Genomic DNA, 23,415 nt, shown 5'->3' with positions numbered 1-23,415 from the left:
AACGCCTCGTTATAGAGAAAAGAAACGGCGCAATTATCCATATTTACCAAGGCAACGCAATCGCCATTTACGCCCCGTCCATCTTGCATTTCGCTGGGTGCTGTGCTTAAATGCGCCGCTTTGCGAGAGTGGCGGAACTGGTAGACGCACTGGATTTAGGTTCCAGCGGGGCAACCCTTGAGAGTTCGAGTCTCTCCTTTCGCACCATAGTTTCCAATTTTGAATTTACTGGCAATAGCCACAGCTTTAATCGAGGATAGCATGCAATCATCCGTTGAACATCTGGAAGGTCTGGCGCACAAATTAACGGTTGAAGTGCCGTCTGCGCGTCTTGATCAAGAAGTCGCCAAACGTCTCAAAGAAATCACGCCGCGCGTGCGCATTGACGGTTTCCGTCCCGGCAAGGTCCCGCCTGCCGTCGTCAAACAAAAATACGGCGCCAGCGTCCGCCAGGATGTTCTCGGTGAAGTAATTGAAGAAACCTACCGCGAAGCCATCCAGCAAAGCGGTTACGAACCCGTCGCCTCGCCGCAAATCGAGCTCGTCTCCGGCATGGCCGCCAACGAACCGGTCAAATACACCGCCATTTTTGAAGTCATGCCCGAAGTTGAAGTCAAGGGTCTGGATCAAATCAGCATCACCCTGCCGCGTAGCGAAGTGCGCGACGAAGACGTGGATAACATGATTACCACCCTGCGCCGCCAACAAGGCACCTTCCGCGAAGCCGACAAGGCGGCGGAAGATACCGACCGCGTTACCGTGGATTTCGTCGGCAAGCTGGACGGCGTCGCATTCGATGGCGGCAGCGGCGAAAACATGAACTTCATCATCGGCGACGGCAGAATGCTGCCCGACTTTGAAGCGGGCATCCGTGGCAGCAAAGCAGGTGAAGAAAAAACCTTCGATGTTGCCTTCCCGGCCGACTACCACAGCGCCGACCTTGCCGGAAAAACCGCACAATTCACCGCGACCGTAAAAAAAGTGGAAGCGCTGGAACTGCCGGAAGTCAACGAAACCTTCATCAAAGCCTTCGGCATTGACAGCGGCGACCAGGAAGCCTTCCGCAAAGCCATCCGCGACAACATGACGCGCGAGCTGGAAAACGCCCAGCGCAACATCCGCCGCAACCGCATGTTCGATGCCCTGCTAGAGAAAAACGCCGAACAGACCGTCGCCGAAGGCATGGTACGCATGGAAATCGAGCGCATGGCACACGATATGCAACTGGAGCGGCAAATCCCGGACGCACAACAGCGCCGCGAACTGGCTGCCCGCATCTTCGACGAACCGGCACGCAACCGTGTCCGCCTGAGCCTCCTCGTGAACAAACTGCTCGACGATCGCAAACTGGAAGTGGATCAGGCACGTGTTGATGCCCGTATCCAGTCCATCGCTGCTACCTACGAAGACCCGCAAGAAGTCGTCGACTGGTACAAAAAAGACCAGGAAACCCTGCGCCGTCTGGAAGCTGCCATTCTTGAAGAACAGCTGATTGACCAGCTTTACACCCAAGCCCAAGTCAGCGAAGAAGACAAAACCTTCCAGGAAGTGATGGCGCTGGGCCAACAACGTGCCTAAGCACTAATCCCGCATCCGGGGCAGCCTTGGCTGCCCTTCATTTATTGGTGCTATCGCCAAAAAACCGCTAGCCCACAGCTTTCACGACGCCATCTGCCTCACCATCACCACCCTTCATTTACATACACCCTGAGCGCTCAAGAGTATGTAAATCACCGCATGAAACCGTTTTACGCAAACGCCCGTTCCTCTACCCCTCTTGAAATCCCGCCAGCCGCCCGCACATCGGGAACTGTCTTGTCACCTTACGGAGAAAACCCTCATGGAAATCCACAACAACCTGCTCATCCCGATGGTCGTCGAGCAGACCGGCCGCGGCGAACGCTCCTACGACATCTATTCCCGCCTGTTAAAAGAGCGGGTCATCTTCCTCGTCGGCCCGGTCAATGACGCCTCCGCCAACCTCGTCGTCGCGCAAATGCTTTTCCTTGAAGCGGAAAACCCCGACCAGGACATCCACCTCTACATCAACTCGCCCGGCGGCTCCGTCACCGCAGGCATGTCGGTGTACGACACCATGAACTTCATCAAGCCGGATGTCTCCACCCTCTGCCTCGGCCAGGCAGCGAGCATGGGCGCGATGCTGCTCACTGCCGGCGCCAAAGGCAAACGTTTCGCCCTGCCACATAGCCGGGTGATGATTCACCAACCGCTTATCAGCGGCGGTCTCGGTGGTCAGGCATCCGATATTGAAATCCACGCGCGCGAACTCCTGAAAATGAAGGCGACGCTGAACGAATTGCTCGCCAAACACAGCGGTCAGCCGTTGGAAAAAATCGAGCGCGACACCGACCGCGACAACTTCATGTCCGCCGAAGAAGCCGCCGCCTACGGCCTGATTGACCACGTCACCACTGCGCGCGCCGACATCAGCGCCTCCTGAGCGCACCCTACCCGTATTCCCCGGAGTTCCCATGACCGATAAACGTCACCGCTGCTCGTTTTGCCACAAGCCCGATACCGAAGTGCGCCGCCTCATTTCCGGCCCGGACGGCATCAACATCTGCGACGAGTGCATCACCCTCTGCGGCGACATGCTGAAAGACGGCGCACCCGCAGGCAGCAGCCCCGAACTGTTTGACGGCAAACCGCTGCCGACCCCCTCCGAAATCAAGGCCTTCCTCGATGACTACATCATCGGCCAGCACCGCGCGAAAAAAGCGCTGGCGGTGGCGGTGTACAACCACTACAAACGGCTGCACCTCAACCAACAAAAAGCCGACGACGGCGTCGAAATCGTCAAAAGCAACATCCTGATGATCGGCTCGACCGGCTCCGGCAAAACCCTGCTCGCGCAAACACTGGCCAAATGCCTGGATGTCCCCTTCGCCATTGCCGACGCCACCGCGCTGACCGAAGCGGGTTACGTGGGCGAAGACGTCGAAACCATCGTGCAAAAACTGCTGATGAACTGCGACAACGACGTCACCCGCGCCGAACGCGGCATCATCTACATTGACGAAATCGACAAAATCGCGCGCAAGGGCGAAAACCTCTCCATCACCCGCGACGTCTCCGGCGAAGGCGTGCAACAGGCGCTGCTCAAACTGGTAGAAGGCACCGTTGCCGCCGTGCCGCCACAAGGCGGGCGCAAACACCCGCAGCAAGAACTGATACACGTCAACACCACTAACATCCTCTTCATCTGCGGCGGCGCCTTTGCCGGACTGGAAAAACTCATCGCCAAACGTACCGAACAAGGCGGTATCGGCTTCGGCGCGCACGTCCACAGCAAAGCCGAGGCGGACGAAAACAACAACCGCCTGCTACAACAAATCGAACCGGAAGACCTCGTCAAATTCGGCCTCATTCCCGAATTCGTCGGCCGCCTGCCCATCATCGCCCTGCTAGACACCCTGGACGAAGACGCGCTCATCCACATCCTTACCGAGCCGAAAAACGCCATCGTGCGCCAATTTGAAAAAATCTTCGGCTTTGAGAACGTCGCCCTAGAATTCACCCCGGACGCGCTGCAAGCCATTGCGCAAAAAGCCATTACCCGCAAAACCGGCGCGCGCGGCCTGCGCTCCATCGTCGAACAAACCCTGCTCGATACCATGTTCAACCTGCCCGACCAGAAAGACATCGACAAAGTGACCGTCACCGCCGCGACCATCCTCGAAGGCAGCACCCCGCAACTGCACTACAAAAAATCCGCCTGAACCGGAAGAAGAACCTGATGCAAGAAAACACCCTCCCCGTCCTGCCGCTGCGCGACGTCGTCGTTTACCCGCACGTCATCGTGCCGCTCTTTGTCGGCCGGGAAAAATCCATCGCCGCGCTCAACATCGCCAACGACAACCAGCAAGAACTGCTGCTTATCCCGCAAAAAGACGCCAGCATCCGCGATCCGGAAATCGCCGACCTGCACCCGGTCGGCACCGTCGGCCGCATCGTACAAATGGCAAAACTCTCCGACGGCACCGTCAAAGTGCTGGTTGAAGGCCTGCGCCGCGTCGAAATCGTCGCCTGGCAGGAAGCGCAGCCCTACCTGCAAGCGAGCTACCGCGACTACGGCACGGCAGGCGCCACCCCGACCGACGAACAGCGGGCGATGGGCAAAACCGCCGTCGAACAATTCACCCGCTTCCTCAAAGAGAACGACAAAAACGCCGACGACCTGCTGCAAAACCTGCGCCAACTGAACAACCCCGGCCGCATCGCCGACACCATCGCGGCGCACATGGACCTCAACCTGGAACAGCGCATCGCCATCCTCGACAGCACCGCGCTCAACGACCGCCTGCAACACATCCTCATCTTCCTCGAAGAAGAACTGGAAAAATCCGACCTGGACCGCAAAATCCGTCGTCGCGTCAAACAACAAATGGAGCGCAACCAGCGCGAGTACTACCTCAACGAACAAATCAAAGCCATCCAGAAAGAACTGGGCGAAATGGAAGACGCGCTCAACGACGTCGAACAACTGGAAAAATCCATCAAAGACGCCGGCATGAGCGCGGACGCCGAAAAAAAAGCCCTGTCCGAACTGAACAAACTCAAACAAATGTCGCCGATGTCGGCCGAGGCCAACGTCATCCGCAACTACCTCGAATGGATGATTGACTACCCCTGGTCCAAACGCCGCCGCAGCCAGTACGACATCGCCCGCGCCGAAAAAATCCTGGAGCGCGACCACTACGGCCTCGAAGACGTCAAAGAGCGCATCCTTGACTACCTCGCCGTACAAAAACGCAACAAACACGGCAAAGGCCCCATCATCTGCCTCGTTGGCCCGCCCGGCGTCGGCAAAACCTCGCTCGGCAAATCCATCGCCGAGGCGACCGGCCGCGACTTTGACCGCATCTCGCTCGGCGGCGTACACGACGAAGCCGAAATCCGCGGCCACCGCCGCACCTACATCGGCTCGCTACCCGGCAAAATCGTACAAAAACTGTGCAAACTGGGAAGCAACAACCCGCTCATCCTGCTGGACGAAATCGACAAAATCGGCATGGACCACCGCGGCGACCCCGCCTCCGCCCTGCTCGAAGTCCTCGATCCCGCGCAAAACAACGCCTTCAGCGATCACTACCTCGAAACCGACATTGACCTCTCCGGGGTGCTCTTCATCGCGACCGCCAACACCCTGAACATCCCGGCGCCGCTCCTGGACCGCATGGAAGTCATCCGCCTGCCCGGCTACACCAGCCGCGAAAAAAGCGAAATCGCCACGCGCTACATCCTGCCGCGACAAATCCGCGAACACGGCCTGCGCAAAGACGAATTCGCGCTGGAAGACGGTGTTGTCACCGACATCATCGAGGACTACACCCGCGAAGCGGGCGTGCGCAACCTTGAGCGGGAAATCGGCAAACTGGCGCGCAAAAGTGTGCGCAAACTGCTGACCTCGGACATAAAAAACATCGCCATCAACAAGAGCAATCTTGAAGACTTCCTCGGCGTGCCCAAATACCGCCGCAGCGAAGACGACCTGCGCAACAAAATCGGCTGCGTTACCGGCCTTGCCTGGACGTCCGTCGGCGGCGAAACCCTGCAAATCGAGGCGACCATCTTCCGTGGCAAAGGCAAGCTGAACCTCACCGGCCAGCTTGGCGACGTCATGAAAGAATCCATCCAGGCCGCCTCCTCGGTGGTGCGCAGCTATCTCGAAGCAAACCTGCCCGAACTGCGTTACGACGAATATGACATCCACATGCACCTGCCCGAAGGCGCGACCCCGAAAGACGGCCCCAGCGCCGGTATCGGCATGGCAACGGCACTCCTCTCCGCCTTCAGCAAAATCCCGGTGCGTGGCGATCTCGCCATGACCGGTGAAATCACCCTGCACGGGCGGGTGCTCGCCATCGGCGGCCTCAAAGAAAAACTGCTCGCCGCCGTACGCAGCCACATCAAAACCGTGCTCATCCCGGAAGAAAACCGCAAAGACCTGCGCGAAATCCCGGACGAAGTCAAAGACGCGCTGACCATCATCCCGGTCAGCCGTATCGAACAAGTCTTTGAGCACGCCTTTGAGCCCTCCGAAACCCCGCTAAACCAGCGCCTGCTACAAAACAAACAGCCGCCGCCCATTAGCACAGAAGCGGGCAAAAACATCCGTTGCTAATACCAAAAAAGCATAAACCGCCATCCGTGGCGGTTTAATTTTATCCCGAGAAAACAGCGAACTATCCCAAACATTAACGCTAACATAGTAAAAACACAAAAGAAAAAGAAAAAAAGGATTGCATCGTTACATAATGACTGTATAAAATTTCGCCGTCGGTGCAGAAGCGCCGGACAGATCCTACAAACTCACAGTAAAGGTAAATTATGAACAAGACGGAATTAGTTGACGCAATCGCTGCCGCTGCAGACATTACCAAAGTCCAGGCCGGCAAAGCGCTCGAAGCCGTACTCGAAAGTGTCACCGAGACCCTGAAAAAAGGGGATAAAGTCACCCTGATCGGCTTCGGTACCTTCGAAACTCGCGAACGCGCCGCTCGTACCGGACGCAACCCGCAAACCGGCAAGGAAATCCAGATTGCGGCCAGCATCACGCCTGCCTTCAAAGCCGGCAAAAAACTGAAAGACGCCCTCAACGTCCCGGCAAAAGGCAAACCTGCCGCCAAAAAAGGCAAATAAAACCTTTGAACTGCCAAAAAAGGCGACCTCCGGGTCGCCTTTAACTTGCCTGCGGCCAGAACAAAAACTTGCACCCGCGGCAAAACCCCTTATAATGCGCGCCTTGCCCAGCCTGAGTGGCGGAACTGGTAGACGCAGCGGATTCAAAATCCGCCGATGGTAACATCTTGAGAGTTCGAGTCTCTCCTTAGGCACCAGACACCCACAAAGCCCCGCTTGCTGCGGGGCTTTAATTTTTGCGGGCAACAGGAGAACCCATGAAAATCCTCGTCACATGCGCGCACGGCACAGCCACCGGCCCCATCATGAAAGCCAAAGTCGAACAAGTGCTGCAAGAATACGGCATACCCTTCGAAACCATCCACCACTGTGCCATCAGCGAGGCCAAAACCCTCGCTCCCGACTACGACATCATCTTCTGCGCCACCAGCTTCGCCAGCATCTTCAAAAACGCCGCAGCGGCGGGCACCACCGTTATCGGCATGCGCAACATCCTCTCCCTCGAAGAAATCCGCCAGCGCCTGCAAGACGCCGGTTTCGCTCCCGCTGACACCCCCTGACCCTCATGCTCATCCTGCTTGACCAAGACGGCGTCCTCGCCGATTTCGAACACGGCATCGCCCACGGCTGGCAAACGCGCTACGGCACGCCCGTGCCATTACCGCAGCCGCGACAAAACTTCTACGTGCGCGACGACGCCGCTCCCGAACACCGTGACGCCCTGATAGACCTCTACTCCGCCGCCGGTTTCTTCGCCGGATTGCGCCCGGTCGAGGGCGCGCTGGACGCCGCCCGCGCCCTGCTCGCCGCCGGACACGACGTCCGCATCTGCACCGCGCCCATCACCAACTACCGCCACTGCGTCGGCGAAAAAATCGCCTGGGTTGAAGAACACCTCGGCTTCGATTGGACGGCGCGCGTCATGCTCACCAAAGACAAAACCCTGGTGCGTGGCGACATCCTCATTGACGACAAACCCGACATCAGCGGCAGCCTCGCGCCCGTCTGGCAACACTGGCTCTACGACGCGCCCTACAACCGCCACATCAACACCCCGCGCCGCATCCGCTGGCAAGACCCGGCGAGCTGGGCGGCACTGCTCACCCCCTGAAAGGAGACACCCATGAACCAACTCGAAGCCCTGAAAAGCATGACCATCGTCGTCGCCGACACCGGCGACATCGAAGCCATCCGCCAATACCAGCCCGAAGACGCGACCACCAACCCCTCGCTCATCCTCTCCGCCGCCGCCCTGCCGCAATACGCACCGCTCATCGACAACGCCATCGCCTACGGCAAAAAACAAAGCGACGACCGCGCCCAACAACTCATCGACGCCGAAGACAAACTGGCGGTGAACATCGGCCTCGAAATCCTGAACTTCATCCCCGGCCGCATCTCTACCGAAGTCGATGCCCGCCTCTCCTACGACAGCGCCGCCACCGTCGCCAAAGCGCGCAAAATCATCGCCCTCTACCAGGCGGCAGGCGTTGGCCGCGAACGCATCCTCATCAAAATCGCGGCCACCTGGCAGGGCATCCGCGCCGCCGAAACCCTCGAAAAAGAAGGCATCAACTGCAACCTCACCCTGCTCTTCTCGCAAGCCCAAGCGCGCGCCTGTGCAGAAGCGGGCGTGTACCTCATCTCGCCCTTTGTCGGCCGCATCCTTGACTGGTACAAAGCGCACGGCAACGCAGACTACGCCCCGGCCGAAGACCCCGGCGTCAAATCCGTAACCGCCATCTACCGCTACTACAAAGCACACGGCTACCCGACCATCGTCATGGGCGCGAGCTTCCGCAACATCGGCGAAATCACCGAACTGGCCGGTTGTGACCGCCTCACCATCGCCCCGCCGCTTCTCGCCGAACTGCAAGCGAGCGACGCCACGCTGCCGCGCAAACTCGAAGCCAAAGGCAGTACAACCGAAAAACCCGCGCCGCTCACCGAAGCCGAATTTTACTGGCAACACAACAGCGACCCGATGGCAGTTGAAAAACTGGCCGAAGGCATCCGCAAATTCGCCGCCGACCAGGAAAAACTGGAAGCGATGCTGGCTGCCAAACTTTAAGACATCTCTACCGAACGGCGCCCTCCCCCTGTAGGGGAGAGTTGGGGTGGGGTTCATTGCTATAACCCTATCCGTAGCCAATAGAACACCACATCCGCAACCCGTGCACGTCCCAACAGACGCGCCCCACCCGAAACCCCAGGAGACCCGAAACATGAAAAAACACTTGCTGACCCTGAGCTGCCTACTCGCCACCGCCACCCTCTACGCCGCGCCCTACCCGCGTCTGGACCCGAACAGCCTCATCAACGGCACCCCGGAACACCCGCCGATCACCGTCAACATCCCGGCACTGCAAAACGCACTCGGCAACCTCAGCATGCACGCAGGCGACTACCCGCCGCAATTCGACAGCGACGCCGACCGCCAACAAGCCATCAACGACCTTGCGCCAATCGCCATCGTGCTGGACAACATGACCGAAAACAGCGCTCCGCCCGCCGGCGGCAAAGCGAGCGAAGCGCACCTCGCCAGCCTGCTGATGAGCGCGCGCCTCGCCTGGATCGGCCACAACCTCGACCAGCCTGGCTACGGCGAAAAAGCCGAAGCCGCCTATCGCCAACTGCTGCAATACACGCCCGCGAACCGCAAAGCCGACATCCAAGACGAATTCGGCCGCTTCCTCGCCTCAGTCGGCAAAGCGGGCGAAGCCGTAGAAAACCTGCGCGCCGCCTACAAAAACGGCAACCGCATGAGCGCCATCCCGCTTGCCATGGCGCTGCTTGCCCAGGACAAACGCGACGAATCCGTCAAAGTGCTGAAAGAATACACCCGCGCCAACCCGAACGACCCGCAGGCGCAAGAAATCCTCGGCGCCATCGAAAGCGGCCAGATACAAGTGCAAAACATGTAACAAAAAAGGCGGGGAAATCCCGCCTTTTAAAACGTTCGCCGCAGCGTTTATTCCTTCACCAGCGTAATCACCACCACCGTATCGGCGCCAGCGACGGCGGAAATGTAGTTTTTGCCGTTGAAGACCAGGGTGTCGCCCGCGTTCAACTCATGCACTTCGCCGTCGTTCAGGGTAACGGTGATTTTGCCGCTCATCACGTTGAAGATGATGTCTTCGCCTTCGTGGTTATGGCGGTCGATTTTCTCGCCGCTTTTCAGCGCCTTGCGCACCACGGTGCCGTTCGTGTTGTGGAAGACTTTGCCTTCTTCGCTCAGCACTTTGCCCGCAGGCGCGTCGGCGGCAAAAGCGGGGACGGCAAGGGCGATGAGGGCAGCGGTCAGCAGGGTTTTCATGGAGATGCTCCGGTTGTAAATGGAGGCGCGACTATACCCCCCGGTCGCTCGGCGTGCAAATGCGATTTCCTCTCAACCATATTCCGTTTGTTCATCCTGCACGCCGCCCCCGCTATCCCGGGGATTTTGTGCTATTATCGCGCGGTTTTTCCGCTGCTAACTTACGCATTTACAACAACAAGGCTCACTTTTCATGCTCACTTTCCCCGATTTTAATCCCTATATTTTCAAGCTCGGCCCGATTCACCCGACCTGGTACGGCCTGATGTACGTCATCGGCTTCGGCTGCGCCTATTTGCTCGGCGTGCAGCGCACCAAATCCAACCCGGCCTGGAACAAGGAGGAGGTGAGCGATCTCATGACGTATCTGATGCTCGGCGTTGTCCTCGGCGGGCGCATCGGTTACGTGCTCTTTTATGGCATGGGCTACTGGGCGCAGGATTTGCTCTATCCGTTCAAGATTTGGGAAGGCGGCATGTCTTTCCACGGCGGGCTGCTCGGCGTGATGTTTGCGCTGTGGCTGTTTGGCCGCAAGAAAGGCAAACGCTTTTGGGATGTGACCGATTATGTCGCGCCGATGATTCCGCCAGGGCTGTTCTTTGGCCGCATCGGCAATTTCATCAACGGCGAACTGTGGGGACGGCCGACGGATGTGCCTTGGGGCATGGTTTTCCCCGGCACGCACGACGGCATTCCGCGCCACCCCTCGCAGCTTTATGAAGCGGGGTTGGAAGGCATCGCGCTGTTTGTCATCATCTGGTTTTATTCCGCCAAGCCACGCCGCAGCGGCCAGGTTTCCGGCATGTTCCTCGTCCTTTACGGCGTTTTCCGCTCGCTGGTCGAGATGGTGCGCCAGCCGGACGGTCATATCGACTTCATCATTGGCCGCATCACGATGGGGCAGGCGCTCAGCCTGCCGATGATTGTCCTCGGCCTGTGGCTGCTTTTCCGGCGGGGGCCGCGTGCAAACCTATCTTGATCTGCTGCGCCACATTCTGGAACACGGCGCGCCCAAGGCTGACCGTACCGGCACCGGCACGCGCTCGGTCTTCGGCTACCAGATGCGCTTTGACCTCACCCGTGGTTTCCCGCTGCTGACCACCAAGCGGGTGCATTTCAAATCCGTGGCTTACGAACTGCTGTGGTTTTTACGCGGCGACACCAATATCCATTGGCTGCACGAACACGGCGTTTCCATTTGGGACGAATGGGCGGACGCCCGCGGCGACCTCGGCCCGGTCTATGGCAAACAATGGCGTGACTGGGGCGGTTGCGACCAGATTGCCAACGTGCTTGACCTCTTGCGCACCGACCCCGATTCGCGCCGGATGATCGTCTCCGCCTGGAACGTCGGCGAACTGCCGCAAATGGCGCTTGCGCCCTGCCACGCGCTGTTTCAGTTTTACGTCGCAGGCGGCCGCCTCTCCTGCCAACTCTATCAGCGCTCGGCGGACGTTTTCCTCGGCGTGCCGTTCAATATCGCGAGCTACGCCCTGCTCATCCACATGATGGCGCAACAGGCCAACCTGCAACCGGGCGAACTGGTATGGACGGGCGGCGACGTTCACCTTTACAACAACCACCTTGCCCAGGCCGAAACCCAGCTGGCGCGCGAACCCTACCCGCTGCCGACGCTGGCGCTGCGCCACGCGCCGTCCATCGACGCCTACCAGTACAGCGACATCACGCTGCAAAACTACCAGAGCCACCCGGCCATTCCCGCGCCGGTCGCCGTCTAAACCGCTTACCGGAGAACCTCCTTGCTGCGCCTCATCCGTAACACCTTCTATTTCCTGATCATCATCGGCATCTTTGGCTGCGTGCTGCTCTTCATGTACGCGCTCAAGCTGGAAAAAGAATACCACCTCGATGACCGCACCCTGGATGGCGCGCTGTGGTCCGTCCCGGCACGGGTTTACGCCCGTCCGCTGGAAATCTACCGTGGCGCGACGCTTTCCGCCGACGACCTCATCAACGAACTGCGCCTGCTCGACTACCGCGAAGTGGCGAACCTCAGCGACATCAAACAATACCGCCGCGACGGCGACACCGTCGAATACTACGCCCAGCCGTTCGCCTTCTGGGACGGCGCGCGCCCAGCGCGGAAAATGCAAATCCGCTTTAACAAAGACAAAGTCGCGGACGTACAAAACCTCACCACCCTCGAAGAAGAAGTGCTGGAGCGCCTCGACCCGCTGCGCATCGCCAGCATCTACCCCGCGCACAAACAGGACCGCGTACTGGTGGACCTTGACGACGTGCCGCCGGTGCTGGTGGACAGCCTGATTGCCATCGAAGACAAAAACTTCTGGAAACACCCCGGCATTGACCCGCGCGGCCTCGCCCGCTCCATCTACGTCACCTACATCCAGAAAGGCGGCAAACAGGGCGCGAGTACCCTCACCCAACAATTCATCAAAAACCACTACCTCAGCAACGAACAGACCCTCTCGCGCAAACTCAAAGAAATGCTGATGGCGCTAGTCATCGAATACCACAACGACAAAAAAACCATCCTCGAAGGCTACCTCAACGAAATCTACCTCGGCCAGGACGGGCAGCGCGCTATCCACGGCTTTGGCCTGGCGAGCGAATACTACTTCAACAAAGAACTCAAAGACCTCGGCCTGCACGAAATCGCCATGCTCATCGGCCTCGTGCGCGAACCGGGCAACGCCGACCCGCGCCGCCACCCCGACTACGCCCTGCAACGGCGCAACATGATGCTCGGCCTGATGCAACAAAACGGCCTCATCAGCGACACCGACATGAAACTGGCGCAAAGCCTGCCGCTGGACGTCGTCAATGCCGAAACCCAACGCGACCGCGTGCGCTTCCCCGCCTTCGTCGACCTCGTCTACCAACAACTCGGCGAACACTACAAACCGGAAGACCTCACCAAAGACGGCCTCAACATCTTCACCACCCTCGACCCGCTCATCCAACAAAAAACCCAAAAAGCGCTTAGTGGCGCGCTGCCGACGCTGGAAAAACGCAACGGCCTCAAAGCCAACTTCCTGCAAAGCGCGGCCGTTGTCGTCAATACCGCCAACGCCGAAGTGCTCTCCGTCGTCGGCTCCAGAGTCGCCAACGAACAAGGCTACAACCGCGCCCTCTACTCACAGCGCAACATCGGCTCCGTCGTCAAACCGATGGTATACCTCGCCGCCGTCGAATACCCGCAAATCTACACGCTCGCCACCCCGCTGGACGACAGCCCGCTCAACTACAAACAGGGCGGCACCACCTGGTCACCGAAAAACTACGACAAACGCAGCCGCGGCAAAGTCACCCTGCAAGAATCCCTCATCCGCTCCTACAACGTCCCCACCGCGCGCATCGCCCTCGACATCGGCATCAAAGACGTCACCGGCACCATGCAGCGCCTTGGCGCGCGCGCCGACCTGCCGAACTACCCCGCCGTCTCGCTCGGCGCCGTCAGCATGAACGCCTTTGAAGTCGCGCAAATGTACGAAACCTTCGCCAGCGGCGGCTACCTCATCCCTTTGCGCTCCATCCGCGAAATCACCACCCAGGATGGCACCGTCATCAGCCGCTTTGACCTCAAGGCAGTAAAAGCCATCGAGCCGGGGCCGCACTACCTCATCGTCTCCACCATGCAAGAAATCCCGCGCCGGGGCACGGCCACCGCGCTCAAAGAAAAAATCAGCCCCAGCCTCAACATCGCAGGCAAAACCGGCACAACAGACAGCTACCGCGACAGCTGGTTCGCCGGATTTTCCGGCAACCTCCTCTCCGTCGTCTGGGTCGGCAACGACCAGAACAAAATCACCAAACTCACCGGCGGCACCGGCGCAATGCGCGTCTGGATGGACATCATGAAAGCACTGCCCAACGAACCGCTTGAACTGAAAAAACCCGAAGGCATCGTCACCCGCATGGTGGACAAATACAGCGGCGCGCTCGCCGGACAAGGCTGCGCCGGACGCGCGGCAGAATTCGCCTTCATCGCCGGCTCCGAGCCGACCCACTACCAAAGCTGCGCCGCACCCAAACCCGCCGCGCAAGACGACGACGAAGGCGGCGGCACCGGCGTCTTTGACAACAGCGGCGGCCTACAATGGGAACAACCCACAGGCACGCGCGGCAACAGCGGCGGCAGCAGCGGCCAACCCGTCTCCGGTTGGGGACCAGGCAACTGACCGTACATTCCCCCCACAAAAACGCCGACTATCCGGCGTTTTTACATTTATAGCTATACACCGCAAAAAACAACAGACCATGATGAGCGCCCTGCGCAGGCACCACCCCGCGCAAACATTAACACCACGTTCATCCCTGCCACGCCCCGGAAAATCCAGGTAAAATGCGCGCCTTCACACTTTCAGCACAACACTCTCAGAGGGTACGGAACATGAAACACACATGGTTGGGCGCCGCATTGGCCGCGCTTCTGCTCAGCGGTTGCAGCATTTACGGCAACGAAAGCGCACGCGTCGTTGACCGCAACGTCGCCTACGGCCAATCCGGCAATTTCGGCGGGCAAGGCGGACTACAGCCGCAACAACCGCAACAGGGCGGCTTCAACTTCAACGGCGGCTATGCCAACGCCGGGCAGGCAGTACCGCCGCCGGTCAATCCCGCTTACGCCAACAACCAGCCGCTACGCCCGCAGATGGGACAGCCGCCGGTCAATACGCCCGCCGTGCCGAATGTACCGCCGCCCGTGCAGCAGACGCAGGTGCAGGCGGCGAACCCCTACCAGCCCGCCGCGCCGAATATTGCCAAGACGCCCGCCCCCGCACCGGGTTGGGGCGCGCCTGCCGACCAGCCCAAGGTTACGCCCGCGCCTAACGCCAACCAGCCGCAAGCACCGGGCGCGGCAGCGATTCGTGATGCGGTGAAGGAAGCGCCGAAAGTCGCGGTCGCCGATCCCGCCGCCGGGGCGAACAACAAGCGCCAGGCATTGCGCCCGAACACCGGCACGGAGCCCGCTGCCAACCCGGCCGTACCGCCGCCGGTGGAAACGAAAACGGTCGCCAGCAACGCGCCTGACCCCGCGCCGAAAGCGGAAGGCGAAACCGCCGTCTCCGCGCTGCTCAAAAAAGCCTCCGGTTCGCTCGGCAAGGGCGATTTGGACGGTGCGGCGGCGTATCTGGAAAACGCGCAGCGCCTCGACCCGAAAAACAGCAAAATCCTCTACGACATCGCCAATATCCGCTATCACCAAGGCCGCTACAAAGAAGCGGAAAGCATGGCAAGCCGCGCCGTGCAAACCGGCGGCAGCAATGCGATGCTGAAAAAATCGTGGTCGCTCATCTCCAACTCGCGCAACAAGCTGGGCGACAGCCAGGGTGCGGTGCAGGCCGCGACCAAAGCCGCATCGTACTGATTTGGCTGACATCAAGGCCCTGTTCGCCGCGGATGGCGCGCTGGCGCAAGCGGTGCGCGATTACCAGCCGCGACCGGGGCAACAGGAACTGGCAGAAGCCGTCGCCGACAATCTGTCGGACGACGGCATTTTGTTGGCAGAAGCAGGCACCGGCACCGGCAAAACCTTCGCCTACCTCTTGCCGCTCCTTGCCAGCGGCAAGAAGGGGCTGGTTTCGACCGCAACACGCAACCTGCAAGAGCAGATTTTTACAAAAGACTTGCCGCTGGTACGCAAAGTGCTGCGCTCCACCGCGCGCGTCGCCCTGCTCAAGGGGCGGCGCAATTACCTCTGCCATCACCACTATCACCAGTACCTCGACAGCGAACCGCACACGGCGGAAGAAAAAGCGTGGCGGCGCGCGATTGAGCGCTTTTTCGACAAAACCGCCGACGGCGATCTGGTCGCCCTGACCGAAATCCCGGAAGACGCGCCGGTGCTGGCGCGCATCACCTCGACCGCAGAAAACTGCCTCGGCCGCGACTGCGCCTTCTTTGAAGAATGCTTCGTGCAGCAGGCGCGGCAGAAGGCGAAAGAAGCGGACGTGACCATCATCAACCACCACCTGCTGCTCGCCGATTTCGCCCTGAAAAGCGAAGGATTCGCGGAAATCCTGCCGGACATCCAGGCGTTTGTCATCGACGAGGCACACCACCTGCCGCTGACGGCCATCCACTTCCTCGGCGACCGCCTCTCCGCGCGGCAACTGCTCGGCTTCATCAGCGACGGCGAAGCGGCGGCACTCGCGGAAGCGCCGGACGCGCTCGAACTGCGCGAAACCCTGCGCGAGCTCAAACTACAACACAGCAAAATCCTCCTCGCCGTGCGCCAGCCGACAGAAACGCGGCTGGACGAAGAACAACTGTTCGCGCACCGCGCCTTCTGGACAGAATTACAGGCGCTGGCGGCACTGTTTGAACTGCTGCACATACAACTCGCGCCGCAAAAAGCGCGCGGCAAACTGCTCGCCCATCTCGACGGCCGCTGTCAGGACCTGCAAAAACTGCTTGCCGCCTTCCTTGCCGAAGACCGCGCCGCGCTGCCCGCCGCCACCGAAAAAACCGGCAACGACGCAGAAAACAACGACAAACCGCCGGTGCCGCGCGCCATCTGGCTGGACGTCGGCCCGCGCCACTACACCCTCTGCTCCGTGCCGGTCAATGCCGCCGGACGCTTCGCCAGCTGGATAGCGAACAGCAACGCCAGCTGGGCCTTCCTCTCGGCGACGCTGGCGGTAAATGGCAAATTCGACCACTTCAGCCGCGAACTCGGCCTTTCCGAATACCGCAGCATCCAGCTACAAAGCCCGTTCGACTTCCGCCACCAGGCGCTGCTCTACCACCCGCCCGGCCTGCCCGACCCGAACGACGCGCGCTACAACGACGCCCTCATCAGCGCCATCCTGCCCGTACTGGAACGCAGCCGCGGCCGCGCCTTCCTGCTGTTTACCAGCTACAAGGCGCTGCACGCCGCCGAACGCGCCCTGCGCGACACCGACTACCACCTGCTGGTACAAGGCCGCGCCGGCAAAAACATACTGCTCGCCGACTTCCGCCGCCACGAACGCGCCGTACTACTCGCCACCTCCAGCTTCTGGGAAGGCGTGGACGTACGCGGCGACCGCCTCGTCTGCGTCGTCATCGACAAACTGCCCTTTGCCGCGCCGAACGACCCCGTCACCCGCGCCCGCCACCGCCTGCTCGAAGACAAAGGCCTGTCGCCCTTCATGCACGACACCCTGCCGCAAGCCATCATCACCCTGAAACAAGGCGTCGGCCGCCTCATCCGCGACAGCGGCGACTACGGCGTGCTCGTCCTTGCCGACCCGCGCCTCACCCAAAAAAACTACGGCCAAACCTTCCTCAACAGCCTGCCGCCCATGAGCAAAACCCGTAAAATAGAAGTCATTGACCGCTTCTTCGCCTACCACGAAACCACCAAAACCGCATGATCCCGCCCAACAAACACAGCACTCTGCTCGCCCTCGACACCTCCGGCCCCGCCTGCTCCGTCGCCCTGCTTGCCGGCGGCAACACCCTGCAAGCCTACGAACTCGAAGCACAAAAACACACCCGCGAAATCCTGCCGCTGGTGGACAAACTCCTGCAAAAAGGCGGCATCGAAAAAAGCGCCATCCAGGGCATCATCATCAGCGCCGGACCGGGCGCGTTTACCGGCCTGCGCGTCGGCGCGGCAGTGGCGATGGGGCTGGCCGCCGCCTGGAACGTACCGCTGCTGCCTGTCTCCTCGCTCGCCTTACTTGCCGCCACCGTCCAACGCCACAGCGGCGCGAACAAAATCCTTGCCGTCATGGACGCGCGCATGGGCGAAGTCTATGCCGGACTGTACGAAAACGGCGCCTGCACTGGCGAAGACCGCGTCTGCGCGCCGGAAGCCTTGCCCGCCGCATGGTTCGAGGGCGCCTTGGTCGCAGGCGCAGGCACCGTGTACGCCGACCGCTTCCCGACAGGCGCGACACTCGCCGAAGACCACTACATGCCGGAAGCCATCGACGCCTTCAGCCTGCTCGACAGCGCCGCCTGGCAACCGCCGCTACAAGGCATCGAACTGCACTACCTGCGCAACGACGTAGTACAACGGTAAGCCGCCGCGATGAATACCGCCCTGCCATTTATAGCAATCCTCCTAAAGCCTCATACGGCGTTGCGTCGCCTCGCCGTACAACCGCGTACTGTCTTCGGCGGCACGCCTTGTATGAGACTTTATGAGTGTCGCTATACATACAGCACGAGCGCTCAGGCGTATGTAAACCATCCCGGCATAGGGTGCGCCTTGGCGCACCGTCGTTGCGTTAAACATGCAGCGTTCATGGTAAAGCCGCGATGGCTACCCCCACCCCAACCCTCCCCCGCTGCGGGCTTCGCCCTGCGAGGGAGGGCGTCTTTCTGCGGCATCTCCGACTTTCATCCCCACAATAAGCATAGCGCGTACACCTTGGCGCACCGCCCTCTACATTCGCCCACCAGCGCCCGCCTTTCTGCTGCGCCTCCAGCTTTCGCTCTCTAAAGAAAAACCTCCCACCATCATGACCACCATCACCACCCGTCTCACCGTCCGCATTGGCGACATCAACTACGGCGGCCATCTCGGCCACGACCGCCTCATCACCCTGCTGCACCAGGCGCGGCTGGACTGGCTGCATGCCCTCGGCGCGGAAGAACACCACTGCTTCGGCGCGGGACTCATCATGCGCCGCCTGACTTGCGACTACCGCGCCGAGGCCTTCCTCGGCGACACGCTCGACATCACCCTGCACGCGAGCGACCTGCGCCGCACCGCCTTCACCCTGCACTACCGCGTCTGCCGCGGTGCGATCCTCATCGCCGAAGCTGCGACCGAAATGGTTGCCTTTGACTACCAGGCGCGCAAAATCACCGCCCTGCCGCCCGCCTTTACCGCAGCGCTTACCCGCCTGCACGGAGAAACCGCATGACCCCGAACAACGGCAACAGCGTCTCGCTCATTCGCAAAGCCATCATCCTGCTGACCGTGCTCATCGTGCTGGTCGTCTTCCTCATCATCTTCCAGTTCACCGACATCGCCTTCCGCGTCTGGGACCGCCTGCAGCACACCTCGCCCGGCTTCCTCGTCTTCTACCTCATCATCATCAGCCTGATTGCCGCCGCAGGCGCCGGGCTCATCTGGAAAATCTGGACGGTCGGGCGCAACCGCAAAAACGGCAAAACCCCCGCCGCCGAGCGCAAGCGCGTCAGCCTCGAAGAACTACAAGCGCGCGCCGCCGCCGCCCGCGCGCAAGGCCTCGACACCAGCGCCATCGACGCCGAAATTGAAGCCATCGCCGCCGAACCGCAAGAGCTGGAACTCGCCTTCTTCGGCAAAATTAGTACCGGCAAAAGCTCGCTCATCCAGACGCTATTGCCGCACGCGACCATCGACACCTCCATCATCGGCGGCAGCACCGCCACCATCGAGCGCTACCACTACGAAAACCCGCGCGGCCTCAGCCTCACCCTGCTCGACATGCCCGGAACGCACCAGGCGGGCGCGGACGGCACGCTCGACCAGGAAGTGATGAATGCCGCGCGGCGCGTGCATATCGTCGCCTACGTCATCGACCAAGACCTCACCGAAAGCGACATGATCTCCATCCTGCGCCTGCACGCCTTCGACAAACCGATGCTGGTCATCCTCAACAAAACCAACCTCTACAGCGCATCCGAACTGGAAGAACTGCAAACCCGCATCCGCGCCCGCCTGCCGGAAGGCGTCGCCTTCATCACCAGCGCCAGCGCGCACCGCCAGAGCGTGCGCCGCCTGAATCCGGACGGCAGCACCGTCTGGCAAGAGCGCGAAGCGCCGGGAGAGGTCAGCGCGCTCCTGCAACAACTCGCGCAAATGACCGCCGAACGCGGCACCCTCACCGCGCGCAACCGCCAAGCGCTGCTAGCACTGGCCGACGAAGCGCTCAGCGAACGCCTCGCCCACTACCGGCGCGAACGCGGCGAAGCGATGGTCAAAAGCTACGCGCGCAAAGCCATGCTCGGCGGCGTCGCCGCGGTCGGCCCCGGTACCGACGTCCTCATCCAGGGCTACCTCGGCATGGACATGTTGAAACACCTCACCAAACTCTACGACGTCCCCACGCGCGACATCGACCTGCAAACCCTGGTCGAAGCGGCGAGCAGCAAAGTCAAAACCCACCTCACCGTCATCCTCGCGCTGGCCGGTAACGTCTGCAAAGCCTTCCCCGGCGTCGGCACCGTCATTGGCGGCGCCTCGCACGCCGTCGCCTACGGCCTCATCTTCGAAAGCCTCGGCCGCGCCACCCTGCAAGCGCTCGAACACAGCAGCCAAGGCGCGCTCAACACCCAGAACATCATGCAAAACTTTGAGGAACAACTGCATCATGACCTCGAAACGCGGGCGCAAAGCCTCGTCCGGCTCGCCCTCGGCAGCCGCGAAAAAAACCGCCAAAGCTGAAGCGCACCAAAAAGCCGCCGCCGCACGCCGCGCGGGCAAAGCCGAAGCGCACCTCAAAAAAGCGCGCGACAGCGTCGCCGCCCTGCTCGACGACAAGCGCCTGCCGGATGACGCCAAAGCGCGCCTCGGCGAAGACTACCGCCAACTCCAGCGCCTGCTCGACAAACTCGAACAGGGCCACGTCCACGTCGCCGCCTACGGCCGCGTCAGCGTCGGCAAATCCGCGCTCTTAAACGCGCTCGCCGGCAAAGAAATCTTTGCCACCAGCGTCCTGCACGGCAAAACCCGCCACAGCGAACACACCCTGTGGCAAACCCTCGACAGCGGCGGCATCTACCTCATCGACACCCCCGGCATCGACGAAATCGGCGGCAAGAGCCGCGCCGAACTCGCCGCGCACGTCGCCCGCCAGGCCGACGCCGTCCTGTTCGTGGTGGACAGCGACATGACCCGCGACGAATACCAGGCGCTCCTGCAACTCCACGAAAAAACCCAGCCGCTCATCCTCGTCCTCAACAAAGCCGACCGCCTGAACGAAGCCGACCGCGACACCCTGTTGGCGCACCTCACCCGCCGCGTCGCGGGCATCATCCCGGCGCAGCGCATCGTCGCCGCCAGCGCCCGCCCCGACACCTACATCCAAATCGCAACCGACGCAGAGGGGCGCGAACACGAAGAAACCATCCAGCCCGCAGCGGACGTGGATGCGCTCAAAACCGTCCTGTGGAAACTGCTCGAAGCCGACGGCAAAAGCTACGCAGCATTAAACGCCAGCGTCTTTGCGGGCAAACTCTCCGAGCGCGTCGGCCAGGAAATCGTCGCCGCGCGCCAACATTTGGCAGAGAACATCATCCGCCACTACGCACTCATCAAAGCCGTCGGCGTCGCGGTGAACCCCATCCCGGCGGTCGATCTCCTCGCACTCGCCGCAGACGCGACCATGATTGTCCACCTCTCGCGCACCTACGGCATTGACATCACCCGCCACCAGGCAGGCGAACTGGTGCGCACCATCGCCCTGCAAACCGGCTACCTCATGGGCACCGTTTACGGCATCCAGGCGCTCTCCTCGCTCCTGAAAGGCCTCACTGCCGGACTTTCCACCGTGCTCACCGCGGGCGCGCAGGGAGGTGTGGCCTACTACGGCAGCTACGTCATCGGCAAAGCAGCAGAGCGCTACTTCGCGCAAGGGGCGAGCTGGGGCGCGGGTGGCGCCAAACCTGTCATCGAAGAAATCCTGCGCGATCTGGACAAAGACACCCTCATCCAGGAAGCGAAAACCTCCATCGCGCAGTACCTCGGCAAAAAAAGCTGACCGCCCTGCCCTGCCAACCTGCGCGTTCCCGCGCCGCCGCGGGCGGCATTTTTCCCTTTATTCGCGCGGATTTGCCCCGCCGACCGCGCCACTTCCCGACCCTTCCTTGCGTTTTTTTGCTGACAGCCCTGCGCGCCGCGTTGTACATTGACGTTCCCTCATAATTACTGGAGATAGTCATGCCGCAAGAAAAAAGTGTGATTGAGGCCGCCGTCCTCTGGCTCAATGATGTGATTTGGAACCCGTCGTTCATCTGGCTTTGCCTCGGCGTCGGGCTGTTTTTTTCAGTGATGACACGCTTCGCCCAGGTGCGCCACTTCGCCGAAATGTGCCGCCTGCTCTTTCGCTCGGATGATTCGTCCGAACACGGTATTTCCTCGTTTCAGGCCTTGTCGGTGTCGCTCTCCGGCCGCGTCGGCATCGGCAACATCGCCGGGGTCGCCGCGGCGATTGGTTTCGGCGGGCCCGGCGCGGTGTTCTGGATGTGGGTCGTTGCCTTCCTCGGCGCCAGCACCGCCTATGTGGAATCCACCCTCGGCCAGATTTACAAGATGCACGACAAGGAATCGGGGATGTATCTCGGCGGCCCCGCCTATTATTTTGAGCGCTGCCTCGGATGGCGCTGGTACGGCATCCTCTTTGCCGTCGCCGCGACGTTTTCCTGCGGTCTCTTTCTGATTGGCCCGCAGGCGAACGGCGTTGCCAGCGCCGTGGTGCAAGTCTTCGGCGAGGGGCAGGCGGTAACGACCGGCATCGCCGGTGCGGTCGGCTCGCACCGCCTCATCGCTACCGCCTGCGTGCTGGTGCTGCTCGCCTTCATCATCTTCGGCGGCATCCGCCGCATCGCCAATTTCGCGCAGGTGGTGGTGCCGTTCATGGCGCTGGCCTACATCGTGCTGGCGATGATCATCGTCTTCATCAATATCAACCGCGTACCGGAGCTGCTCGCGCTCATCGTCAGCGATGCCTTCAGCCCCACCGCCGGTCTCGGCGCGGCCATCGGCATGGGCGTCAAACGTGGCATTTATTCCAACGAAGCCGGACAAGGCACGGGCGCGCACGCCGCTGCCGCTGCGGCAGTTGAGCATCCGGTGCAGCAGGGGCTGGTGCAGGCGTTTTCCGTCTATATCGACACCCTCTTCGTCTGTACCGCGACCGCGCTCATCATCCTGATGACACAGCAGTACAACATCGTCGCCGACCAGACCTTCGCCGGGGACGCCACGCAATACCTCGTCACCCACCTGAAAGACGCGAGCGGCGCGGTCATCAACGCCGACCCCGGCACCACCGCCTTCACCCAGTACGCGATGGCGAGCGTCTTCGGCAAGAGCGGCCCGGTGCTGGTCGGCATCGCCACCTTCTTCTTCGCCTTCACCACTATCCTCGCCTACTACTACATCGCCGAGACCAACATCCTCTACCTCGCTCGCAAATTTGGCTGGAAACGCGACGTAACCCTCATCGTCAAACTGAGCGCGATGCTTGCCGTCACCTACGGCGCAATCGGCAGCGCGGGCTACATCTGGAAACTGGGCGACATCGGCGTCGGCCTCAACGCCTGGCTAAACATCGTCGGCCTCGTCATCATCTTCTTTGCCGCCGGCCGGCCGACCATCCGCGCCCTGCGCGACTACGAGCGCCAGCAAAAGGAAAATGCCGCGGTTTACACCTTCGACCCGCAGGCGCTCGGCATCAAAAACGCGACCTTCTGGGAAGAGCGGGCAAAAGCAGAAAAAGAAAAATCGTCATAAAGACCCATAAAAA

20 protein-coding genes and 2 tRNA genes are annotated in these 23,415 nt (G+C 60.9%); 21 read left to right on the top strand and 1 reads right to left on the bottom strand.

The features are described 5' to 3' along the window. The first annotated feature begins 122 nt into the window (after positions 1 to 122). From EL199_RS06975 to EL199_RS06925, 11 genes are all read left to right on the top strand, one after another. Positions 123 to 207, top strand: a tRNA-Leu gene (locus EL199_RS06975). Positions 208 to 261: 54 nt separating this feature from the next. Continuing rightward, positions 262 to 1,578 (top strand): trigger factor, encoded by a 1,317-nt coding sequence (gene tig / locus EL199_RS06970; RefSeq protein ID WP_004140020.1) that lies wholly within the window; start codon positions 262 to 264, stop codon positions 1,576 to 1,578. A 262-nt stretch (positions 1,579 to 1,840) separates the two neighbouring features. Then, a complete protein-coding gene (clpP, locus tag EL199_RS06965) occupies positions 1,841 to 2,461 on the top strand; it encodes an ATP-dependent Clp endopeptidase proteolytic subunit ClpP (protein ID WP_004140018.1) in 621 nt (206 codons plus the stop codon). Between the two features lie 31 nt (positions 2,462 to 2,492). Continuing rightward, positions 2,493 to 3,740, top strand: a complete 1,248-nt coding sequence (clpX, locus tag EL199_RS06960; RefSeq protein WP_004140016.1) for an ATP-dependent Clp protease ATP-binding subunit ClpX — start codon at positions 2,493 to 2,495, stop codon at positions 3,738 to 3,740. 17 nt (positions 3,741 to 3,757) lie between these two features. Continuing rightward, positions 3,758 to 6,145 carry an endopeptidase La gene (gene lon, locus EL199_RS06955; protein ID WP_004140014.1) on the top strand — a complete coding sequence of 796 codons (2,388 nt, stop codon included), beginning with the start codon at positions 3,758 to 3,760 and terminating at the stop codon, positions 6,143 to 6,145. Between the two features lie 206 nt (positions 6,146 to 6,351). Next, the gene (locus EL199_RS06950) at positions 6,352 to 6,663 is read left to right on the top strand and encodes an HU family DNA-binding protein (protein ID WP_004140013.1); all 312 of its coding nucleotides are present in this window, start codon (positions 6,352 to 6,354) and stop codon (positions 6,661 to 6,663) included. Positions 6,664 to 6,773: 110 nt separating this feature from the next. Next, a tRNA-Leu gene (locus EL199_RS06945) sits at positions 6,774 to 6,860 on the top strand. Positions 6,861 to 6,920: 60 nt separating this feature from the next. Further along, a complete protein-coding gene (locus EL199_RS06940; protein ID WP_004140011.1) occupies positions 6,921 to 7,223 on the top strand; it encodes a PTS sugar transporter subunit IIB in 303 nt (100 codons plus the stop codon). A 5-nt stretch (positions 7,224 to 7,228) separates the two neighbouring features. Then, entirely contained in the window at positions 7,229 to 7,774 is a 546-nt protein-coding gene (locus EL199_RS06935; RefSeq protein ID WP_004140009.1) for a 5' nucleotidase, NT5C type, read from the top strand. Between the two features lie 12 nt (positions 7,775 to 7,786). Then, positions 7,787 to 8,734, top strand: a complete 948-nt coding sequence (gene tal / locus EL199_RS06930) for a transaldolase (protein ID WP_004140007.1) — start codon at positions 7,787 to 7,789, stop codon at positions 8,732 to 8,734. Positions 8,735 to 8,888: 154 nt separating this feature from the next. After that, positions 8,889 to 9,587, top strand: a complete 699-nt coding sequence (locus EL199_RS06925) for a tetratricopeptide repeat protein (protein ID WP_004140005.1) — start codon at positions 8,889 to 8,891, stop codon at positions 9,585 to 9,587. Positions 9,588 to 9,634: 47 nt separating this feature from the next. On the opposite strand, the gene EL199_RS06920 is transcribed toward EL199_RS06925, so the two are convergent. Continuing rightward, entirely contained in the window at positions 9,635 to 9,979 is a 345-nt protein-coding gene (locus EL199_RS06920) for a cupin domain-containing protein (protein WP_004140003.1), read from the bottom strand. 193 nt (positions 9,980 to 10,172) lie between these two features. Between EL199_RS06920 and lgt the strand changes: the two genes are divergently transcribed. From lgt to EL199_RS06870, 10 genes are all read left to right on the top strand, one after another. After that, the gene (gene lgt / locus EL199_RS06915) at positions 10,173 to 10,958 is read left to right on the top strand and encodes a prolipoprotein diacylglyceryl transferase (protein WP_004140002.1); all 786 of its coding nucleotides are present in this window, start codon (positions 10,173 to 10,175) and stop codon (positions 10,956 to 10,958) included. Beyond that, positions 10,942 to 11,718 carry a thymidylate synthase gene (locus EL199_RS06910; protein WP_004140001.1) on the top strand — a complete coding sequence of 259 codons (777 nt, stop codon included), beginning with the start codon at positions 10,942 to 10,944 and terminating at the stop codon, positions 11,716 to 11,718. Before lgt ends, EL199_RS06910 begins: the two co-directional genes overlap by 17 nt. Positions 11,719 to 11,739: 21 nt before the next feature. After that, entirely contained in the window at positions 11,740 to 14,142 is a 2,403-nt protein-coding gene (gene mrcB / locus EL199_RS06905) for a penicillin-binding protein 1B (RefSeq protein WP_004140000.1), read from the top strand. Between the two features lie 212 nt (positions 14,143 to 14,354). Next, positions 14,355 to 15,332, top strand: coding sequence for a tetratricopeptide repeat protein (locus EL199_RS06900; protein ID WP_004139998.1), 978 nt, complete (start codon positions 14,355 to 14,357; stop codon positions 15,330 to 15,332). Position 15,333: 1 nt separating this feature from the next. Beyond that, positions 15,334 to 17,322 (top strand): ATP-dependent DNA helicase, encoded by a 1,989-nt coding sequence (locus tag EL199_RS06895; protein WP_004139996.1) that lies wholly within the window; start codon positions 15,334 to 15,336, stop codon positions 17,320 to 17,322. After that, positions 17,319 to 17,975 (top strand): tRNA (adenosine(37)-N6)-threonylcarbamoyltransferase complex dimerization subunit type 1 TsaB, encoded by a 657-nt coding sequence (tsaB, locus tag EL199_RS06890; protein WP_004139995.1) that lies wholly within the window; start codon positions 17,319 to 17,321, stop codon positions 17,973 to 17,975. The genes EL199_RS06895 and tsaB overlap by 4 nt, the downstream gene beginning before the upstream one ends. 442 nt (positions 17,976 to 18,417) lie before the next feature. Then, positions 18,418 to 18,825, top strand: a complete 408-nt coding sequence (locus tag EL199_RS06885; protein WP_004139993.1) for an acyl-CoA thioesterase — start codon at positions 18,418 to 18,420, stop codon at positions 18,823 to 18,825. After that, positions 18,822 to 20,333: a GTPase gene (locus EL199_RS06880; protein WP_004139992.1), complete on the top strand. Its 1,512-nt coding sequence runs from the start codon at positions 18,822 to 18,824 to the stop codon at positions 20,331 to 20,333. The genes EL199_RS06885 and EL199_RS06880 overlap by 4 nt, the downstream gene beginning before the upstream one ends. Beyond that, positions 20,260 to 21,648, top strand: coding sequence for a GTP-binding protein (locus tag EL199_RS06875; RefSeq protein WP_004139991.1), 1,389 nt, complete (start codon positions 20,260 to 20,262; stop codon positions 21,646 to 21,648). The genes EL199_RS06880 and EL199_RS06875 overlap by 74 nt, the downstream gene beginning before the upstream one ends. 179 nt (positions 21,649 to 21,827) lie before the next feature. Next, positions 21,828 to 23,402 carry an alanine/glycine:cation symporter family protein gene (locus tag EL199_RS06870; protein WP_004139990.1) on the top strand — a complete coding sequence of 525 codons (1,575 nt, stop codon included), beginning with the start codon at positions 21,828 to 21,830 and terminating at the stop codon, positions 23,400 to 23,402. The last annotated feature ends 13 nt before the right edge of the window (positions 23,403 to 23,415 follow it).

Source organism: Cardiobacterium hominis, assembly GCF_900637305.1.
In the GTDB taxonomy this organism is placed as follows: Bacteria; Pseudomonadota; Gammaproteobacteria; order Cardiobacteriales; family Cardiobacteriaceae; genus Cardiobacterium; species Cardiobacterium hominis.
The sequence above is the reverse complement of the archived record's forward strand: the minus strand, read 5'-3'. Positions and strand labels throughout refer to the sequence as shown.

What these genes read in the sequence shown, in the direction of transcription:
- tig (WP_004140020.1), top strand. Translation starts at nt 262, where the DNA reads ATGCAATCATCCGTTGAACATCTGGAAGGTCTGGCGCACAAATTAACG.
- clpP (WP_004140018.1), top strand. Translation starts at nt 1,841, where the DNA reads ATGGAAATCCACAACAACCTGCTCATCCCGATGGTCGTCGAGCAGACC.
- clpX (WP_004140016.1), top strand. Translation starts at nt 2,493, where the DNA reads ATGACCGATAAACGTCACCGCTGCTCGTTTTGCCACAAGCCCGATACC.
- lon (WP_004140014.1), top strand. Translation starts at nt 3,758, where the DNA reads ATGCAAGAAAACACCCTCCCCGTCCTGCCGCTGCGCGACGTCGTCGTT.
- EL199_RS06950 (WP_004140013.1), top strand. Translation starts at nt 6,352, where the DNA reads ATGAACAAGACGGAATTAGTTGACGCAATCGCTGCCGCTGCAGACATT.
- EL199_RS06940 (WP_004140011.1), top strand. Translation starts at nt 6,921, where the DNA reads ATGAAAATCCTCGTCACATGCGCGCACGGCACAGCCACCGGCCCCATC.
- EL199_RS06935 (WP_004140009.1), top strand. Translation starts at nt 7,229, where the DNA reads ATGCTCATCCTGCTTGACCAAGACGGCGTCCTCGCCGATTTCGAACAC.
- tal (WP_004140007.1), top strand. Translation starts at nt 7,787, where the DNA reads ATGAACCAACTCGAAGCCCTGAAAAGCATGACCATCGTCGTCGCCGAC.
- EL199_RS06925 (WP_004140005.1), top strand. Translation starts at nt 8,889, where the DNA reads ATGAAAAAACACTTGCTGACCCTGAGCTGCCTACTCGCCACCGCCACC.
- EL199_RS06920 (WP_004140003.1), bottom strand. Translation starts at nt 9,979, where the DNA reads ATGAAAACCCTGCTGACCGCTGCCCTCATCGCCCTTGCCGTCCCCGCT.
- lgt (WP_004140002.1), top strand. Translation starts at nt 10,173, where the DNA reads ATGCTCACTTTCCCCGATTTTAATCCCTATATTTTCAAGCTCGGCCCG.
- EL199_RS06900 (WP_004139998.1), top strand. Translation starts at nt 14,355, where the DNA reads ATGAAACACACATGGTTGGGCGCCGCATTGGCCGCGCTTCTGCTCAGC.
- tsaB (WP_004139995.1), top strand. Translation starts at nt 17,319, where the DNA reads ATGATCCCGCCCAACAAACACAGCACTCTGCTCGCCCTCGACACCTCC.
- EL199_RS06885 (WP_004139993.1), top strand. Translation starts at nt 18,418, where the DNA reads ATGACCACCATCACCACCCGTCTCACCGTCCGCATTGGCGACATCAAC.
- EL199_RS06880 (WP_004139992.1), top strand. Translation starts at nt 18,822, where the DNA reads ATGACCCCGAACAACGGCAACAGCGTCTCGCTCATTCGCAAAGCCATC.
- EL199_RS06875 (WP_004139991.1), top strand. Translation starts at nt 20,260, where the DNA reads ATGACCTCGAAACGCGGGCGCAAAGCCTCGTCCGGCTCGCCCTCGGCA.
- EL199_RS06870 (WP_004139990.1), top strand. Translation starts at nt 21,828, where the DNA reads ATGCCGCAAGAAAAAAGTGTGATTGAGGCCGCCGTCCTCTGGCTCAAT.